The sequence below is a fragment of the Salinibacter grassmerensis genome, assembly GCF_947077765.1.
Classification (GTDB): domain Bacteria; phylum Bacteroidota; class Rhodothermia; order Rhodothermales; family Salinibacteraceae; genus Salinibacter; species Salinibacter grassmerensis.
Genome location: NZ_CAMTTF010000008.1, coordinates 1 through 17,449, shown reverse-complemented (window position 1 = coordinate 17,449; position 17,449 = coordinate 1). Strand labels below are relative to the sequence as shown.

Annotated in this window: 13 protein-coding genes and 1 tRNA gene; all 14 read right to left on the bottom strand. The window is 62.6% G+C overall.

Annotated elements, in window-relative coordinates; all coding sequences use genetic code 11:
- Nucleotides 1–7 precede the first annotated feature (7 nt).
- Nucleotides 8–229 (bottom strand): hypothetical protein, encoded by a 222-nt coding sequence (locus OJB03_RS13790; protein ID WP_263788439.1) that lies wholly within the window; start codon nt 227–229, stop codon nt 8–10.
- A 17-nt stretch (nt 230–246) separates the two neighbouring features.
- Nucleotides 247–1,638, bottom strand: a complete 1,392-nt coding sequence (locus OJB03_RS13785; protein ID WP_263788437.1) for a deoxyribodipyrimidine photo-lyase — start codon at nt 1,636–1,638, stop codon at nt 247–249.
- A gap of 110 nt (nt 1,639–1,748) precedes the next feature.
- Nucleotides 1,749–3,101, bottom strand: a complete 1,353-nt coding sequence (locus tag OJB03_RS13780; protein WP_263788435.1) for a dicarboxylate/amino acid:cation symporter — start codon at nt 3,099–3,101, stop codon at nt 1,749–1,751.
- Between the two features lie 159 nt (nt 3,102–3,260).
- The gene (locus OJB03_RS13775; protein ID WP_263788432.1) at nt 3,261–4,748 is read right to left on the bottom strand and encodes a DUF92 domain-containing protein; all 1,488 of its coding nucleotides are present in this window, start codon (nt 4,746–4,748) and stop codon (nt 3,261–3,263) included.
- Nucleotides 4,749–4,852: 104 nt separating this feature from the next.
- The gene (rpoC, locus tag OJB03_RS13770; protein ID WP_263788430.1) at nt 4,853–9,199 is read right to left on the bottom strand and encodes a DNA-directed RNA polymerase subunit beta'; all 4,347 of its coding nucleotides are present in this window, start codon (nt 9,197–9,199) and stop codon (nt 4,853–4,855) included.
- 111 nt (nt 9,200–9,310) lie between these two features.
- Nucleotides 9,311–13,174, bottom strand: coding sequence for a DNA-directed RNA polymerase subunit beta (gene rpoB / locus OJB03_RS13765; RefSeq protein ID WP_263788428.1), 3,864 nt, complete (start codon nt 13,172–13,174; stop codon nt 9,311–9,313).
- A gap of 577 nt (nt 13,175–13,751) precedes the next feature.
- The gene (gene rplL, locus OJB03_RS13760) at nt 13,752–14,135 is read right to left on the bottom strand and encodes a 50S ribosomal protein L7/L12 (protein ID WP_263788425.1); all 384 of its coding nucleotides are present in this window, start codon (nt 14,133–14,135) and stop codon (nt 13,752–13,754) included.
- A gap of 138 nt (nt 14,136–14,273) precedes the next feature.
- Entirely contained in the window at nt 14,274–14,810 is a 537-nt protein-coding gene (gene rplJ / locus OJB03_RS13755; RefSeq protein WP_263788424.1) for a 50S ribosomal protein L10, read from the bottom strand.
- A gap of 51 nt (nt 14,811–14,861) precedes the next feature.
- Nucleotides 14,862–15,575 (bottom strand): 50S ribosomal protein L1, encoded by a 714-nt coding sequence (gene rplA / locus OJB03_RS13750; protein WP_263788422.1) that lies wholly within the window; start codon nt 15,573–15,575, stop codon nt 14,862–14,864.
- Between the two features lie 123 nt (nt 15,576–15,698).
- Nucleotides 15,699–16,139 (bottom strand): 50S ribosomal protein L11, encoded by a 441-nt coding sequence (gene rplK, locus OJB03_RS13745; RefSeq protein ID WP_263788420.1) that lies wholly within the window; start codon nt 16,137–16,139, stop codon nt 15,699–15,701.
- 118 nt (nt 16,140–16,257) lie between these two features.
- On the bottom strand, nt 16,258–16,815 hold the full coding sequence (nusG, locus tag OJB03_RS13740) for a transcription termination/antitermination protein NusG (RefSeq protein ID WP_263788418.1): 558 nt from the start codon (nt 16,813–16,815) through the stop codon (nt 16,258–16,260).
- A gap of 50 nt (nt 16,816–16,865) precedes the next feature.
- Nucleotides 16,866–17,051, bottom strand: a complete 186-nt coding sequence (secE, locus tag OJB03_RS13735; RefSeq protein ID WP_263788416.1) for a preprotein translocase subunit SecE — start codon at nt 17,049–17,051, stop codon at nt 16,866–16,868.
- A 119-nt stretch (nt 17,052–17,170) separates the two neighbouring features.
- A tRNA-Trp gene (locus OJB03_RS13730) sits at nt 17,171–17,243 on the bottom strand.
- Between the two features lie 83 nt (nt 17,244–17,326).
- Nucleotides 17,327–17,449, bottom strand: a 123-nt coding sequence (locus OJB03_RS13725) for an EF-Tu C-terminal domain-related protein (protein WP_480919093.1), incomplete at its 5' end; no start/stop codon positions are given.

Below are 17,449 nucleotides of genomic sequence, written 5' to 3'. Positions count from 1 at the left end.
AACTGCCTCAACCTGCCGAGTCTCCGTCCTGAAGCTCCAGGTGAAGCGCGAGAGCCATCACCGTGCTTGTCACCCCCAAAAAGGCGGGGATCACGCCGACGACCAAGTACCAGTCACCGGCCAGCCCACGATCAGGGCCTATCCAGAGGGAAATGACCGCCCATCCGTAGAAGAAGACCGCAAAGGCGTACGCGACGGGAAAAAGGGTTTCCTTCGTGTCGTGGGTCATGTCGGTTGCAGCAATGGCTATGTAGATTGTGCGACCGTCGCGAGACGGTCTACCTTTTCAACATAGGCGTCCGGATCGGCTTTCCGATCCAGGCCGCCCTGGCTCATATACCGCACCTTGCCGTATACGGGCCGCTCCTTCCAGCCGCGGTCGTGAAGCCCAAACACCCACGCCACGTTGGCAAAGGAATTGGGATCGCGCCCGTCAAGAAAGTACCGGTTGTTAAGCTGAAGCGTGCGGTCGTACGCGGTTTTCGGGTCGGGGGACCACTCTAGAATCTTTTTTCCCCAGTACATGCGCATGTAGTTGTGCATGTACCCTGTCTCCCGCATCTCCTTCATCGCCGCGTTCCAGTAGGGATCGTGGGTGGTGCTTCCCTCCAGTTCGTCGAGGCTGTACACGTACTCACGCTCGTCGTCGGCGTGCTCGGCCAGGCTTTCACGAGCCCACTCCGGCAGGCATGTGTACGAGTCGTAGGTGTCGGGGCGGAAGTGGACGTGGTTCATCGTCAGCTCGCGCCGAACCACTAGCTCTTCAATGTAAGATTCGACGTCCGACTCCGGGCCCTCGGCCCGGCGCACTTGTTGGGCCAACCACACGGGCGAGATTTGCCCGTAGTGGAGGTACTTGCTCATGTGCGAGACCGCGTGGGAGTGAATCTGGTTGCGGTTCTCGTCGTACCCATCCAGATGCTCCGCGAGAAAGTCGTCCAGGATGGCTTCGGCCTCGGAAGCGCCTCCCGGGTACAGGTCGGAGACCGGCGCGATGCTCCGGTTGAGGTCCAACTGATCGGTAACGGCCTCGATGTCATCGAGCGAGCGTCCTGAATCGACGTCCAGGTTGAGCGAGGGAGTCTCCACGGGCACCGACTCCGGCAGTTGCAGGCACCGCTCCAGGTGCTCATGAATCTTCGGGCGAATGGTCCGTGCGGCATACTCTGCCTTGTCGGTGACGATCTCCACGGGCACCACCACGTCCCCCTCCACCTGCTCCACCCGGCAGGGCGCTTCGTCGGCCACGCGGGCCCGCCACTGTCTCTGGTGCCGAAGGTACCCGCGATCGGTGACGAGGACAGCAGCCTCTCCCGCGTACTCCAGCGCCACATCGTCCGGCGCCCCTTCACGCACCACCAGCTTCAGCCCCCGGTCGGCGAGGCGCTTCTGTGTTTCCTGAAGACCCTCCAGCATGAAGGTGTGATGCCGAAGGGTGGCCTCCTCCGGGGAATCGTCCGTGACGCCACAAACGACCAGCAGGGGCAGACCTGTCTCGCTGGCGTGGTGGAGGGCGCGTTCCAGGGCCGGGTTGTGCTGGGCCCGCTGCGACTGCTCCATCCAGTATAGCACATACCGGGCGTTCTCCTGCACGCCCTGATCGTTCAACGGCTGGATGCGGTCGGGGAGAATGCTCATGTACAGAGGGGGTAGTGCTTGGATTGTGCACTGGTATACAACGGGATGGGCACCGGCCGTTTCCCGGGCGCCCGCCCCGCCGCCCCGGACGTGACCCGATTGTTTCGTCCCTACCGCGCCGCTTCCTCGCGGACGCTCCCCTGCACATCGGTCGTTGCAACACTGACCCCATTCGTGGGGAAGTTGAGCTGATTTTCCGTGTCCGCCACAACGGACGCGACCATGGTGTCGCCCGTGACGTTGTTGGTGGTGCGGAGCATGTCGAGCGGGCGGTCAACGCCGAGAATGAGCGCGAGGCCGGCACTCGGCACCCCAATTGACTCCAGAATCACGACGAGCATCACGATGCCCGCGCTCGGCACCGCCGCGGTTCCGATGGAGGCCAGTACCGCAATCAGGACGATGTTGAGCTGCTGGGTGAAGGCCAGACTGATGCCGAGCACCTGCGCGATGAAGACCGCCGAGACGGCCTGATACAGGGCGGTCCCGTCCATGTTGACCGTGGCGCCCAGGGGCAGCACGAACGAGGACACCTGCTCGGAGACCCCAAGGTTCTTCTCCGAGACCTCCATGGTGACCGGCAGTGTGGCGCCGCTCGACGAGGTAGAGAAGGCAACCAGCTGCGCCGGGGCGATGGCCCGGAAGTAGTCCGGAATCGAGATGGACGTGAAGAGCCGCATGAAGATGGGATAGACCACAAACACCATGATCGCGAGCCCGATCACCACCGTCAGACAGTAAAACCCGAGGGCACCGAGGAGGCTGGCGAGGTCGGCGGGGCTTCCGGCGGCAATGGAAGTAATCGCGTCGGCCAGGAGCCCAAAAACCCCCACCGGCGCCGTGAGCATGATGATCTCCACCGCCTTGATAATCGCCTCGAATAAGCTGTCGCAAAACGTCAGTAACGGCTCCGATTTCTTGCCGGGCAGGAGGAGCAGCACAACCCCGAGAAAGATGGCCACGAAGACAACCTGGAGCATATTCCCGTTGTCCGAGGCCGACTCGAAGAAGTTCGACGGGACTATGTCGACCAGCGGCTGCAAGGGACCGCGCCCTTCCGCCTGCTCGGCCACTTCCATGCTCTCCTCAATGTCGCCCTGATACGTCTGCTCTAGCTGTGTGCGCATCTCCTGCGGCACAGTTCGGCCTGGCTGAAGGGTATTGACCAAAACCAGACCAATCACGAGCGCGATGGTGGTGGTCAAAATGTAGATCCCCAGCGTTTTCCCTCCAATCCGCGACAGCTGTTCAAGGTCGCCGAGCGATGCCACCCCCACAATCAGTGATGCCAAAATGAGCGGCACCGCGATGAGTTGGAGGAGGTTCAGGAAAATCGTCCCGAACGGCGCGACCCAGTCGCTGGTGAACTGTCCCCATCCGGCGGATGCGGCGATCACACCGTAGATGAGGCCCAGCACGAGCCCGATGATAATTTGCCAGTGAAGCTTCTTGTACCAGGGCATAAGTACGTTCTGCTTAACGCGGAGGGAAACAAAAGGGGCGCCGTGTATTGCGTGACACGCCTAAATTAAAGGCACATTTCACTTCTCCACAACCCCCGCTCGTCCGGGGCCGTTGCGATGCCGACGCCCGAAACCGAACGCATTCCGGCCGCAGCGCGGCTACGCCACCAGCAGGAGGCCCACGAGCGCGATTCCGCCCCCCACCGCCGTGCCCAAAAAATTGACGGCATTGTTTCCCACCGATGCCCATCCCTGTGCGGGAGAGGCCTCTCGGGCCGGAGGCATTTCCGTCCACTCACCCGAATCGGTCCGGTACTGAGCCTGGATGAAAGCCCCGGCGAAGCTGTCGGCGACCATGCCCGACAGCCCTGCCCCCACGAGCAAGACAACGTCCCACCGCACGTCGCCCGTCAGGGGGCCGTTCGTGAGCACCGCCGCCCCCACCACGCTGGCCGCCCCAAACATCGCCGCGACGGTTCCCAGGGCCGAGACGGCCCCTGAGGTGCCGGCGGCCACTCGCCGTCCGGTACGTAGGGACCACGGGGCCGTGGACGAACGCATGCCCCACTCCGTCGCCCACGTATCCGCCGCGGCCGCCGCCAAGGCCCCGACAAAGGCCGCGTATCCCCCCGGAAGCACTGCGCCCCCGGACGGCAGGACGGCCGCCCCGGCCAGCGCCGTCCACGCCACCCCACCGTTCGCTAGGACCTGGGCCTCTGTCCGCCGTGGGGCGTCGCCCGCAACTGCTTCGGGGCGGCTCCCCTGCACGTAGGTCAGCGCGCTCGACAACCCAAAAAAGACGATGCCCGGGACGACCCATTCCGTCCCGCCGAGCCCCACCAGCGACGCGGCAAAGAGCCCACCGACGGCCGCCCCTCGCAGGCTCAACGCATTCGTCCAGTGCGCAAGTCCCCCGAATATGGTCCCTGCGACGAGCGCTCCGCCCAGGGCACCAACGCCGAGAACGCCCTCGTGCAGCGGCACCCACACGAGGACCAGCGCCACCGGAACGAAGAGATTATCCCAGCCTCGCCCACTGACCGCCTCCACGAGCGTCGCGATCAGGGTTGCCCCGGTCGCCGCCCCGCACACCGCCCGAGCGCCCCACGACGTGGCTCCCTCCAGCACGAGCACCGATAGTCCGAGGGCGACGCCCGCAAATGTGAGGCTGCCCAACAGGGTGGCATCCGGGACGCTGGCCTGCGCCCTCGTCGACCGCTCGCCCACCCACGACGCCGCCGGGTCCGCCAGGGCGAGCACGAGGTACGCCCCCTGGAACGCAAACAGACGATCCGGAGCGATGGACCACGTCATTCCCAGGGCCACGAGCACAGACAGCGGCAGGGCGACCGTGCCCCAGCTCTCCGGCCGGACCGCGTGAATCCCGGGCCACCAGTGCCGAGACCGGGCAATCGCATTTGCCGCTGTGAAGGTGCCGGCAAGTACATAGACCGGCAACGGTCGCTCGAACAGAACGGGGGTGGCGACCACAAACAGGCTGACGCCCGTGTGGACGAGGCGACGCGTGGTGGAGGCCCGAACGCCCCACCCACGCAGTCGCTCGCCAAGCCCAACGAGGGCCCCGAGTCCCACCAGGGCTCCAAAGACCCTCAGGCTCTCCGTCCCAAGAAGAGGAAGACCAGCCATTCGAACAGAGTGTCCGCTGTTGGACGACAACCCCAAAATAAAACCGCCCCGGCACGCCTAGAGGCGCGGCCGGGGCGGAAAGATGATAGACTGGGTGGTACGGCCTAGTTTTCGGAGCCGGACGCCTCAATTTGCTCGACGTCTTCCCCACTCGGTGCACCGTCGCCGGCGGCCCCATCGCCTCCGGGGCTCTCGCCGTCGCCGCCGATGGCCGCCTGCAGCTCTTCGAGCTCGGACTTCGAGCCCACGACCAGGTCGCGGTACTCGCGCTGGCCCGTACCCGCAGGGATGGAGTGGCCCGCGACAACGTTTTCCTTGAGCCCCTCCAGGGGGTCCGTCCGGGAGCGAATGGCGGAGTTTGTGAGCACCTTCGTCGTCTCCTGGAAGGAGGCCGCGGAGATCATCGAGTCGGTGGCGAGGGACGCCTTCGTGATGCCGAGGAGCAGCGGCTCACCGACCGCAGGCCGGGCCTCTCGAACCTCGATCTCAGGCTTGTCCTCACGCTTCAGCTCCGAGTTGAGCTCGCGCAGACGCCGACGACCAATGACTTCGCCGATCTCAACGCTTGCGTCACTCGGGTCCTTGACGACGAATTTGTCGTACAGGTCGTCGTTGATACTCGCCATCTTCTGACGATCCACCTGATCCTCCTCGAGGAAGTTGGTGTCGCCCGGCTCGGTAATCTTCACCCGCTTCATCATCTGCCGGATCACAACCTCGAAGTGCTTGTCATCGATGTCGACGCCCTGGAGGCGGTACACCTCTTGGACCTCGTTGAGGAGGTGCTCCTGCACGGCACGTGGCCCCTTAATCGACAGGATGTCGTGCGGGGCAATCTGTCCGTCACAGAGCCGGTCGCCAGCCTCCACGTAGTCGCCTTCGTGGACCAGCATGTGCTTCGAGAGGGAGACCATGTAGCTCTTCTCCATGTCTCCGTCGCGGCTGGTGACAATCACCTCCTGCGAGCCACGCTTCTGGTCGCCGAAGCTGACGATGCCGTCAATCTCACTGACGACGGCCGGCTCGTCCGGCGTGCGGGCCTCGAAGAGCTCCTCGACGCGCGGCAGACCACCGGTGATGTCGCTGGTCTGGGCGGCCTGGCGGGGCATCTTCGCAAGGGTCTGGCCAGCTTGCACCTCGTCTCCTTCGTCGACCTGGATGCGGGCATCGACGGGCATGTTGTACTCCCGCTGTTCCCCATCCTCGGTCTCAACGATAACGGCGGGCGTGAGGGTGCGCTCGCGGCTCTCGACGATGACCTTTTCCTTGTGTCCGGTCTGCTCGTCGGTCTCCTCGCGGTAGGTGGTGTCTTCGATGATGTCCTCGAACCGCACCGTGCCGTTGGCCTCCGTGAGGATCAGGCTGTTGTAGGGGTCCCAGCTCGCCAGCACGTCTCCGTCCTCGACATCTGTGTCTTCGTCGACCAGCAGCTCAGCACCATACGGCACGACGTAGCTTGTCAACTCGCGGCGGTCGCCGTCCGTGTCCATGATTCGGACTTCTCCCTGCCGGGAAAGCACGATCTCCTTCGGCCCGTCGGTGTCCTCGTACGTGACCGTACGGAGGTTCTCGAATTCGAGCGTGCCGGAGAACTTCGCCTGGATGGTCGACTCGCCAACCTCACGCGTGGCGGTTCCACCGGTGTGGAAGGTCCGGAGCGTAAGCTGCGTGCCCGGCTCCCCAATCGACTGGGCCGCCACCACGCCGACTGACTCGCCAACCTCGACCATGCGGCCGGTGGCGAGATTCTGACCGTAGCAGAGCGTGCACACTCCACGCTCGGCCTCACAGGTGAGCACCGACCGGATCTCGATCTCCTCGATGGAGGTCTGCGCAATGTCGTCGGCAATCTCGTCGGTGATGAGCTCATTCGCCTCCACGACGAGCTCATCGGTGTGAGGATCGTACACGTCGCGAACCGACACCCGACCCGTAATCCGGTCGGAGAGCGGTGCAACGACCTCCTCGTTGTCCTTCAGTGCACCAACGTTGATGCCACGCAAGGTGCCACAGTCGTGCTCAGTCACCGTCACGCTCTGCGATACGTCAACGAGGCGTCGCGTGAGGTAACCGGCGTCGGCGGTCTTGAGCGCCGTGTCAGCCAGTCCCTTCCGCGATCCGTGGGTGCTAATGAAGTACTCCTGCACCGTCAGGCCCTCCTTGAAGTTGGAGAGGATCGGGTTCTCGAGGATTTCGCCCCCCCCGCCGCCTTCGCCGATGTTCTTCTGCGGCTTGGCCATCAGGCCACGCATGCCGCCGAGCTGGCGAATCTGCTCCTGCGAGCCTCGAGCGCCGGAGTCGGCCATCGTAAAGATGGGGTTGAAGCCCTCCTTGTGCTCCTTCAAGGCGTCGAAGAGCACCTCGGAGACCTTGTTGTTCGTCTTCGTCCAGACGTCGATGACCTGGTTGTAGCGCTCGTTGTCGGTGATGAAGCCCATGGAGTAATTCTGTTCGGCCTCCTCCACCGTCTCGTTGGCCTCTTCGATGAGCTCCTCCTTCTCGTCCGGAATGATGATGTCCGAGAGGGAGAAGGTCATGCCCGAGGTCGTGGAGCGACGGAAGCCCATGTCCTTGATCGCGTCCAGAAAGTCCGCCGTCTCTTCGAAACCGGTCTGCTTCAGGACGCGGGCGATGACCGGCCGCACGTTCTTCGTGCTCAGGACCTCGTTGACGAAGTCGAGCTCATCCGGCAGCGTCTCGTTGAAGATGACGCGGCCCACAGTCGTATCGACCATCTCATCGGACCCGTCGGGGTCGCGGAGCTGGATCTTGGCGTGGAGCGCCACCTGATCCTGGTCGAAGGCCTGTCGCACCTCTTGGACGTTGGCGAAGCGCATGCCTTCGCCCTTCTGGTTGGACTTCGCCTTCGTGATGTAGTAAAGGCCCAGAATCATGTCCTGGCTCGGCACAGCGAGCGGGCCGCCGTCGGCCGGACTTCGGACGTTGTGGCTCGACAGCATGAGCACCATGCTCTCGAGGCATGCCTCGTGCGAAAGGGGAACGTGCACGGCCATCTGGTCGCCGTCGAAGTCGGCGTTGTACGCCGGGCAGACGAGCGGGTGAATCTCGATGGCCTTGTTCTCAGTGAGGACGGGCTGGAAGGCCTGGATGCCGAGCCGGTGGAGCGTCGGGGCACGGTTGAGTAAGACCGGCCTTCCCTGAATCACCTTTTCTAAGATGTCCCAGACGTCCTCGGTTTTCTTGTCGACATACTTCTTCGCGCTCTTGACCGTCTTGACAATGCCACGCTCAATGAGGCGGCGAATGATAAACGGCTTGAAGAGCTCGACGGCCATCTCCTTCGGCAGCCCACACTGGTGCAGCTCCAGGTGCGGCCCGGAGACGATGACCGAGCGGCCCGAGTAGTCGACGCGCTTGCCGAGCAGGTTCTGGCGGAAGCGCCCTTGCTTGCCCTTCAGCATGTCCGAGAGGCTCTTAAGGGGCCGGTTCGAGGAGCCGCGCACCGAGTTGGACTTGCGGCTGTTGTCGAAGAGGGAGTCAACGGCCTCCTGCAGCATCCGCTTCTCGTTCCGAAGGATGACCTCTGGCGCCTTGATGTCGATGAGGCGCTTAAGCCGGTTGTTACGGATGATCACCCGGCGGTACAGGTCGTTCAGGTCGCTGGTCGCAAACCGTCCGCCGTCGAGGGGGACGAGAGGACGTAGCTCCGGCGGGATGACCGGAATCACGCGCATCACCATCCATTCCGGCTTGTTGACGCCGTCCTCGTTGGCTTCGCGGAAGGCCTCCACCACGTCGAGCCGCTTCAGCGCCTTCGACTTGCGCTGCTGGCTCGTTTCGGTTCGGACCTGGTAGCGGAGCTCCTGGGCGAGCTTGTCGAGCTCGAGGCGTTCGAGCATCGTCTCGACCGCTTCTCCGCCAATCTTGGCGATGAACTTCTCCTCGTTGTCGTCCTGGAGGCGGTTGTTGTCGTCCCGAATCTGATAGAGGATTTCGTAGTACTCCTCCTCCGTCAGGAGTTGGTTTTCCTCCACCCCGAGCCGCTTGGCCGTGCCCGGCTGGATGACGATGTAGTTCTCGTAGTAGATGACCTTCTCCAGGTCCTTCGACTTCAGACCGAGCAGGTGCCCAATCTTGTTGGGCAGGGTCTTGAAGTACCAGATGTGGACCACCGGCACGCTCAGGGAAATGTGGCCCATGCGCTCTCGGCGGACGGCCTTCCGGGTTACCTCCACTCCACACCGGTCACAGATGATACCCTTGTACCGGATGCGCTTGTACTTTCCACAGTGGCATTCGTAGTCCTTGACCGGACCGAAGATCTTCTCGCAGAAGAGCCCGCCCATCTCGGGCTTGAACGACCGGTAGTTGATCGTTTCGGGCTTCATCACCTCGCCGTAGGACCGCTCCAGAATGTCCTCCGGGGAGGCCAGGCTGATGGTGATACTGTCAAAATCAGTTTCGATCTCCTTGGAATTACCGTACGGCATATGCGGTTGTAAAATCTGGAATGGATCGTGCGGAGTGGGAGGGTGGGAGCGAACGAAGTGACGAACAAGGCCCGCAGACCGAGTCGCCGGTTCGCACTTCGCACTCCGCAATTAGTCGAGTGTCACCTCGAGCCCGAGCCCCTGAAGCTCCCGGACGAGCACGTTGAAGCTCTCGGGGACACCGGGGGAGGGCAGGTTCTCACCCTTCACAATCGACTCGTAGGCCTCGGAGCGGCCCTCGACGTCGTCGGACTTGAAGGTGAGCATCTCCTGCAGGGTGTTGGAGGCCCCGTAGGCGTAAAGGGCCCAGACCTCCATCTCTCCAAGGCGCTGCCCACCGAACTGAGCCTTTCCGCCCAGCGGCTGCTGCGTGATGAGGCTGTATGGGCCGATGGACCGGGCATGCATCTTGTCCTCGACGAGGTGCTCCAGCTTCATCATGTAGATCTGGCCCACCGTCGTCTTCTCGTCGAACGGCTCGCCGGTGCGCCCGTCGTAGAGCTGAACCTTTCCGTCGCGGGGGAGACCGGCCTTCTCCAGCTCATCGCCTACGTCTTCAAGCGAGGCGCCGTCGAAGATCGGGGTGGCGTACTTGACCCCGAGCCGGTCGCCAGCCCAGCCGAGAAGCGTTTCGTAGATCTGGCCCAGGTTCATTCGGGACGGCACCCCGAGCGGGTTCAGAACCAGGTCCACGGGCGTGCCATCGTCAAGGAACGGCATGTCCTCGACCGGCGCGATCTTCGCGATCACGCCCTTGTTGCCGTGGCGTCCGGCCATCTTGTCGCCCACCTCAATTTTCTTCTTCCGGGCCACGTAGACCTTCGCCATCTGCACGACACCGGAGGGCAGCTCGTCGCCCATCTCCACCTGATGCTTCTGGCGCTTGGTCGTGCCTTCGATGTCGCGACGCCGCGACTTATAGTTTCGAAGGAGCGTGCTGATCTGATCATCCAGCTCCTCGTCCCCGGTGTACTCGGCACGGGTGCTCAGGTCGGACGGGTCAACGTCGTCGAAGGCATCCTCCTCAAAGTCCGCACCCTCAGCAAGGATCACCTCGCCCTCACGGTCTTCGAGGCCGGCACTCGTCGCATCCTCGACCAGGGCAAAGAATTTCTCCCAGAGGCGCTCATTGAGGTCGTCCAGCTTGCGCTCATGGTCGCCCTCGATGTTTTCGAGGCGCTTCTCTTCCATCTTCTTGGAGGCCGGGTCAAGCTCACGACGGCTGAAGAGCCTCGTGTCAATCACGACGCCGCCTTCCATGCCCGGCTTGGCCTTCAGGGACGCATCCTTCACGTCGCCCGCCTTGTCCCCAAAGATGGCACGGAGCAGCTTCTCCTCCGGTGTGGGGTCGGTTTCGCCCTTTGGCGTGATCTTTCCGACGATGATGTCGCCCGGCGTAATTTCAGCACCTACGCGGACAATGCCTCGCTCGTCGAGGTCCTTCGTCGCCTCCTCGCTTACGTTCGGAATTTCGCGGGTCAACTCCTCCTCGCCGCGCTTCGTGTCGCGCACCTCGTGTTCAAACTCTTCGATGTGGACCGAAGTGTACACGTCGTCAGCCACGAGACGCTCGCTGATGACGATGGCGTCCTCGTAGTTGTATCCGTGCCAGGGCATGAAGGCACAGAGCACATTCTTGCCGAGGGCGAGCTCGCCCTTCTCCATTGCGAAGCCGTCGGTGAGGACTTCGCCTTCTTCCACCCGGTCGCCCGCCTGGACGATGGGCTTCTGGTTCATGCAGGTGCCCTGGTTGGTCCGGCGAAACTTGGTCAGCTCGTACTCCTGGACCGGTTCGCCGAAGGTCAGGTCGGTCTTGTCCTGCTCTTCGTCGTAGCGTACCACGAGGCGCTCCGCATCGACGTACTCGACGACGCCCTCGCCTTCGGCCACTACACAGGAGCGGGAGTCTTTCGCCACTCGCCCCTCGAGACCAGTTCCCACGATCGGGGAGTCACTCCGGAGCAACGGCACGCCCTGCCGCTGCATGTTGGATCCCATCAGCGCGCGGTTCGCGTCATTGTGGGAGAGGAAGGGCACGAGGCTGGCCGACGGCGAGACAATCTGGTTCGGCGCCACGTCCATGTAGTCCACCTTCTCCGGATCCACAATGGGGAAGTCTCCCTGGTGCCGGCAGCGCACCTCGTCACGCTCAAAGTCTCCGTCGTCGTCAATCGGCGCGTTGGCCTGGGCCACCGTGGCCTGGTCCTCCTCTTCGGCCGAGAGGTATTCCACCCGGTCGGTCACCTGGCCATCCTCCACCACGCGGTAGGGCGTTTCGAGGAAGCCGAAGTCGTTGATCGTGGAGTGGACGCAGAGGGACAGCATCAGACCGATGTTCGGCCCCTCCGGCGTCTCAATGGGACAGAGCCGCCCGTAGTGCGTGTGGTGGACATCTCGAACCTCAAACCCGGCTCGCTCACGAGTAAGCCCGCCCGGCCCCAGCGCCGACATGCGGCGCTTGTGGGTCATCTCGGCCAGGGCATTGGTCTGGTCCATGAACTGGCTGAGCTGGTTGGTCCCGAAGAACGTGTTGATCACGCTCTCGATGGTCCGGGCGTTCACCAGATCCTTCGGCGTAAACTTGTCGGCGTCCCGCAGATTCATGCGCTCCTTAATAGTGCGCGCCATGCGGGCGAGTCCGAGGGAGAACTGCGAGCCAAGCTGCTCGCCAACCGACTTCACGCGGCGGTTGCTGAGGTGGTCGATATCGTCGGCCGTGCTCTCGCCATTCTGGAGCTGGATGAGCTCACGGACGATGCCCACTACGTCCTCCTTCGTGAGGACCATCTCATCGGTGTCCACGTCGACGTCCAGCCGGGCGTTCATGCGGTGACGGCCCACGTCGCCCAGGTCGTACCGGTCCTCGTTGAAGAAGAGCCGCTCAAGGGCCTCCCGGGCGGAGTCGAGATCGGGGGCCTCGCTTCCGCGCAGCTTCTCGTAGATAACCTCAAGGGCTTCCTCTTCGGTGTGCGACGAGTCCTTCTGGAGGGTTTCCACGAGCGTGCTCTTGTCGAGCGCCTCGTCCTCAACATCCTCCCGCACCAGGTAGAGGCGGCTCACGTCGTATTCGTCGAGCTCTTCCCAGTCGTCCTCCTCCAGCTCGTGTTCGGCGGGCAGCAACACCTCACGCTCCATCTCCTCGTCGACCACCTCGCCGGTGTCCTCGTCGACGATCTCGATCGTCTTCTCGATGGTGACGCTCGTTGCGAGCTCACGGCCAAGGTATTCCTCAAACCCGTCCTCGTCGTCGATGTCAACCGCGTCGGCGAGGTCGAACATCTTCACGATCTCTTCGTCGCTGGAGAAGCCCAGCGCACGAAGCAGCGTGGTCACGGGCACCTTCTTCTTGCGGTCGACGTAGGCCCACAGCACGTCACGAACGTCCGTGGAGAACTCCATCCACGAGCCGCGGAACGGGATCACGCGGGCGCTGAACAGCTCCGTGCCGTTCGAGTGAATCTCCTTCTCGAAGAAGGCACCGGGGCTGCGGTGGAGTTGGGAGACGATCACCCGCTCGGCCCCATTCACGATAAACGTCCCGCGGTCGGTCATGAACGGAAGCGTCCCCAGGTACACCTCCTGCTCGATCGCCTCGATGGCCTCCTCGCCCCCTTCCTCCTCTTTGCTCGTGAGGCGGAGGGTGGCCTTCAGGGGAATCGAGTACGTGAGGCCCTGCGCGATGCACTCCTCAACTGTGTGCTTGGGGGCGTCGAGTTCGTAGCTGACGAACTCAAGAGTGTAGCGGTCCCGGTTGTCCTTGATCGGGAAGTGCTCGTTAAAGACGGCCTGGAGTCCAGCGTTCTCCCGGTCGGCGGGAGGCACGTCGTCCTGCACAAAATCGTGGAACGTCTTCAACTGGACGTCCAGGAAGTCCGGATAATCCCACACCTCCGGAATGTCCGCGAAGCTCTTGCGCGGATCCGGATCCACAAGGTGACCAGGCGTGGTGACGTCTCCGTTTAAAAAGGTCGGCATAGGCTATAGGGGTTGCTCGCGTGAGTATACTACGTTCGCAAAACATCCGACACGCCGGACGGCACGGGTGCGAATACCGTGCAGGGGGCCTCAGTAACGGGGAAGACCGTATTCGATCTCGCGGGACAGGTCCGGTGGTCCGTTAGTCAGGCCACCGGGGGCTCTCCCAGTGCCTCGCACGCCAGGGTGCGCAGTGTTCTCCTGCGTCCGCGCTCGTGGACTCATTCACAACAATCCATCAGTCGGGCTCGAGGATGGAAAAGGCGACCGCCGGAACCACCGCTTCCGGCATGAGACACAGATCCTGACTGGGCAAGAGGCCCTACGGGTAAGGCTCACCCGAGAAAGTGCGCTCAGACAGGACGACCCCTACGGTCGCCATTGAAGGGATGTTTCAGAACCACCCCTCAGGTCTTTTTGGACGTTTTCCCACAAAGAAGCCAAAGGCCAACCCTGAACACGTTCGGGATGGGACCCGGGTCGTCCAGGATCGGCCTTCACAGGCGAAGAGCCTCTCACCAATACGATAGGACGTGTCTTCGCCCTGTGGCTTCCTCATTTATGTTAGGGCAGACACCTACTGGAGCTCAATCTCGCCCCCGGCGTCTTCAATCTGCGCTTTGAGGTCGTCGGCCTCCTCACGAGAGACGCCTTCACTGACCGGATTCGGCGCCTCGTCCACGAGCGACTTGGCCTCCTTCAGGCCCATGCCCGTGATGGAGCGGACCTCCTTGATAACCTGAATCTTGTTGCCCCCAATGCCGGTCAGCACGACATCGAACGCCGTCTGCTCTTCCTCCTCAGCGTCTCCGTCGGCACCGCCTCCGCCGTCGGCCGCCACAGCGACGCCCGCCGAGGCCGGCTGGATGTCGTATTCCTCTTCGAGATGATTCGCAAGTTCATTGGCTTCCTGGATGGTAAGCCCAACGAGCTGTTCCGCAAGTTCTTCGATGTCAGCCATAGGTTCGGTTGTGTGGTTGGTCCTGCGGCGGTCTTGGCACCGACCACAATCGGCGCTGCGCCGCGAATTAAGGCGAGTGTGGATGGTCGGGGCGCCGGGGGCCCAAACCTCTTTCGTGAGGCCGGGACACCACCTGCGCTACTCTTCTTCCTCTTCCTCCGCGAGGGACTGGAGAAGACCGGACAGTCGCTGGCCGGGCCCCTGGAGGGCTCCCACCAGATTCTGGGCCGGCGCCAGTAGTCGGCCGATGACCTCTCCGATAAGCTCCTCTCGGGATTTCAGCTCCGCAAGCGTATCAAGTGCTTCCGGATCGTCGTACATGTCGCCCTCAATCCAGGCGACCTTTAGTTCCGGACGGCCCAGCTCCTCCTCCTCCAGAAAGTCTTGGAGCACCCGGGCAGGCTTCGCCGGATCCTCGCTAAAGGCAATGGCCGTGGGCCCCGCAAAGAACTCGTCGAGGGCATCCTTGCCCTCAATGCGATCAAGGGCAAGACGGGCCAGGGTGTTCTTAGTCACCTGATACTCGACGCCCGCCTCCCGGAAGCGCCCCCGGAGGTCATTTGACTGGGCGACGGTCAGGCCTTCAAAATTGGTCAGGTAGATGATCGGGTACTCGTCGAGCTTCTCCCCGATCTCTTCGATGATTTCGGCTTTTTCGGCTCGGTTCTTCGACATGGAATGGACAGATTGGTCGGTGTGCAACGACGACGGCCAGGGGCGGTTCGGCTACCGGGCTTCGCTGAGCACGGAGCTCCGGTCTACGCGCACCGGCGGCCCCATCGTGGCCGACAGCGTGATCGAGCGCAGGTAGAGTCCGCCCGCGGAGGCTGGCCGGAGCCGAATGACCTCGCGGAGGAGCGCCTGGGCGTTCTCGTACAGTTCGTCGGGGGAAAAGGACGCCTTCCCGATGGGGACGTGTAGGTTCCCGCTCTGATCAACGCGGAACTCAATCTTTCCCGCCTTGATTTCCTCGATCGCATCGGCCACGTCCATCGTCACAGTCCCGCTCTTCGGGTTCGGCATGAGGCCACGCGGGCCAAGAATGCGCCCGAGCTGCCCCACCTGCCCCATAACGTCCGGCGTGGCAATCGCCACGTCAAAGTCGAGCCAGTTTTCTTCTTCAATGCGTTCGATGTATTCGTCGAGCCCGACGTGATCGGCCCCTGCCTCCTCGGCCTCTTGCTGCTTGCCCTCACTGGCCAGCACGAGTACGGTGACTTCCCGGCCGGTGCCATTGGGAAGGGTGATCGACCCGCGCACCATTTGATCGGCGTGCTGCGGGTCGACGCCAAGTCGGAGGTCGAGGTCGATCGACTCGTCGAAGTTGGCAGTCGCGGTTTCTCGGGCCAGCTCTGCGGCCTCTTGCAGCCTCACGGGCTCATTCTTGTCCCCCACGAGCTCGCTGGCGTCTTGGTATCGTTTGCCTTCAGTGTTTGCCATAACAGATACGGTTGTGTGGTACGAGCGTCCCCTCGATCGGTGTCGAGACGACTCCCACGTGAACAACAAATGCGGCGACAGTGCAGATCTGAGCGGTCGGCCCGCTCGAGAACACAAGAGGGCCTATTCGTGGGCCGGCTTGCCCTCCACGGTAATTCCCATGGACCGGGCCGTGCCCGCCACCATGCTCGCTCCCTTCTCGACGGTGTGCGCGTTCAGGTCCTGAAGCTTTTGGTCGGCAATGTCCAGACAATCATCCCACGTGACCGTGCCCGCGTCGTCCCGGAGCGGGTCGCCCGCGGCCGTCTCGATGTCGGCTTTCTGTTTCAGGAGAACGGACGCCGGCGGGCTCTTGACGATGAAGTCAAAGGAGCGGTCGGCGTACACGGTAATCTCGACCGGGAGGAGCGTCCCCATGCGGTCTTCCGTGCGGGAGTTAAATGCCTTACAGAACTCCATGATGTTCACGCCGTGCTGCCCAAGGGCCGGGCCAATGGGTGGAGCGGGGTTGGCTTGCCCCCCCTTGATTTGAAGCTTGATGGTTTGTTCGACCGGTGTTGCCATGTGTGTGTAGGCGGTCCAAGCGTCGCCCAACGGGAGTTGGGCTGACTTCCGCCGGTTTGTTCAAGAAACACGAGAAAGCGGGACGGCCCCAGTGGCGCCGCCATCGCAAAGTGAAATTCTACTCTTCATGCTCGACCTGCAGATAGTCGAGCTCGACGGGGGTTTTCCGCCCAAAAATGGAGACCATCACCTTCACCTTCATCTGGTCGGGGTACACATCTTCTACGATTCCGTTGAAGCTGTCGAAGGGACCATCCACGACCTTCACCGGGTCGCCCACCTTGAATGGCATTTCGGGCTGTTCCCCCATCTCCTCGGCCCGATCCATCTTGCCCAGGATGCGCTTGATCTCCTCCTCTCGGAGCTGGGTGGGTTCGTCGCCGGTGCCCGTCGTCAGGAACCCGATGACCGACGGGAGATCCTCGGCGAGGTCGCGGAGCTCGGACGTGAGTGTGCAATTGAGGAGGATGTATCCGGGGAAGAATGTCTTCTCCTTCGTCTTCTTCTCTCCCCCCTTCATTTCGAAGACCGTCTCCGTAGGAATCAGGATTTCTTCGACCTGATCCTCAAGGCCAATTCGCTCGATTTCACTTTCGAGGTACCGGCGCACCTTTTTCTCGTGGTTCGAGAACGTGCGGAGCACGTACCATGTATCTGGGTCAATGTCTTCAGCCATAGCAGATGTCAAATGCCTGCAGCAGTCGATGCGCGGTCCACCACGTCGGGTTATACCCGGTAGAGAATTTCCAGGACCCGTTGAATGAGCTGGTCGGACAGGAAAATAAACCCGGAGACGATCAGTGTAGCGACGATCGTGATGAGCGTGCTACTTATCAGTTCGTCGCGACCGGGCCAGTTTACCTTCTCCATCTCCGCGACGACGTTTTCCAGGTACTCACGTATCCAGGTCATGGGCAAAGAGTCAGATGATCAGACCGTGGCCTGCAACAGAACGCGCTCGTTGGAGCGGCTCATCAACACAACACGAAGAAGGCCGGTTCGAGCAGGCACTCACGCGGCCCGCAATACAGCACGGACGGGAGGACTCGAACCCCCAACCGGCGGATTTGGAGTCCGCTGCTCTCCCAGTTGAGCTACGTCCGCGGATGCGGCGTGGGGCTAGCCTGAGCAGTACGCACGAACCAGTCGAGCGCAACGGTCAGGGGAGCCCCGGTGCCAAACGATTTTTAGTCCAGGATATCGGTCACCACGCCGGCGCCGACCGTGTGCCCCCCCTCCCGAATCGCAAACCGAAGCCCCTCCTCCAGGGCCACCGGCTCAATCAAGCTCCCCTCAAACGTCGCGTTGTC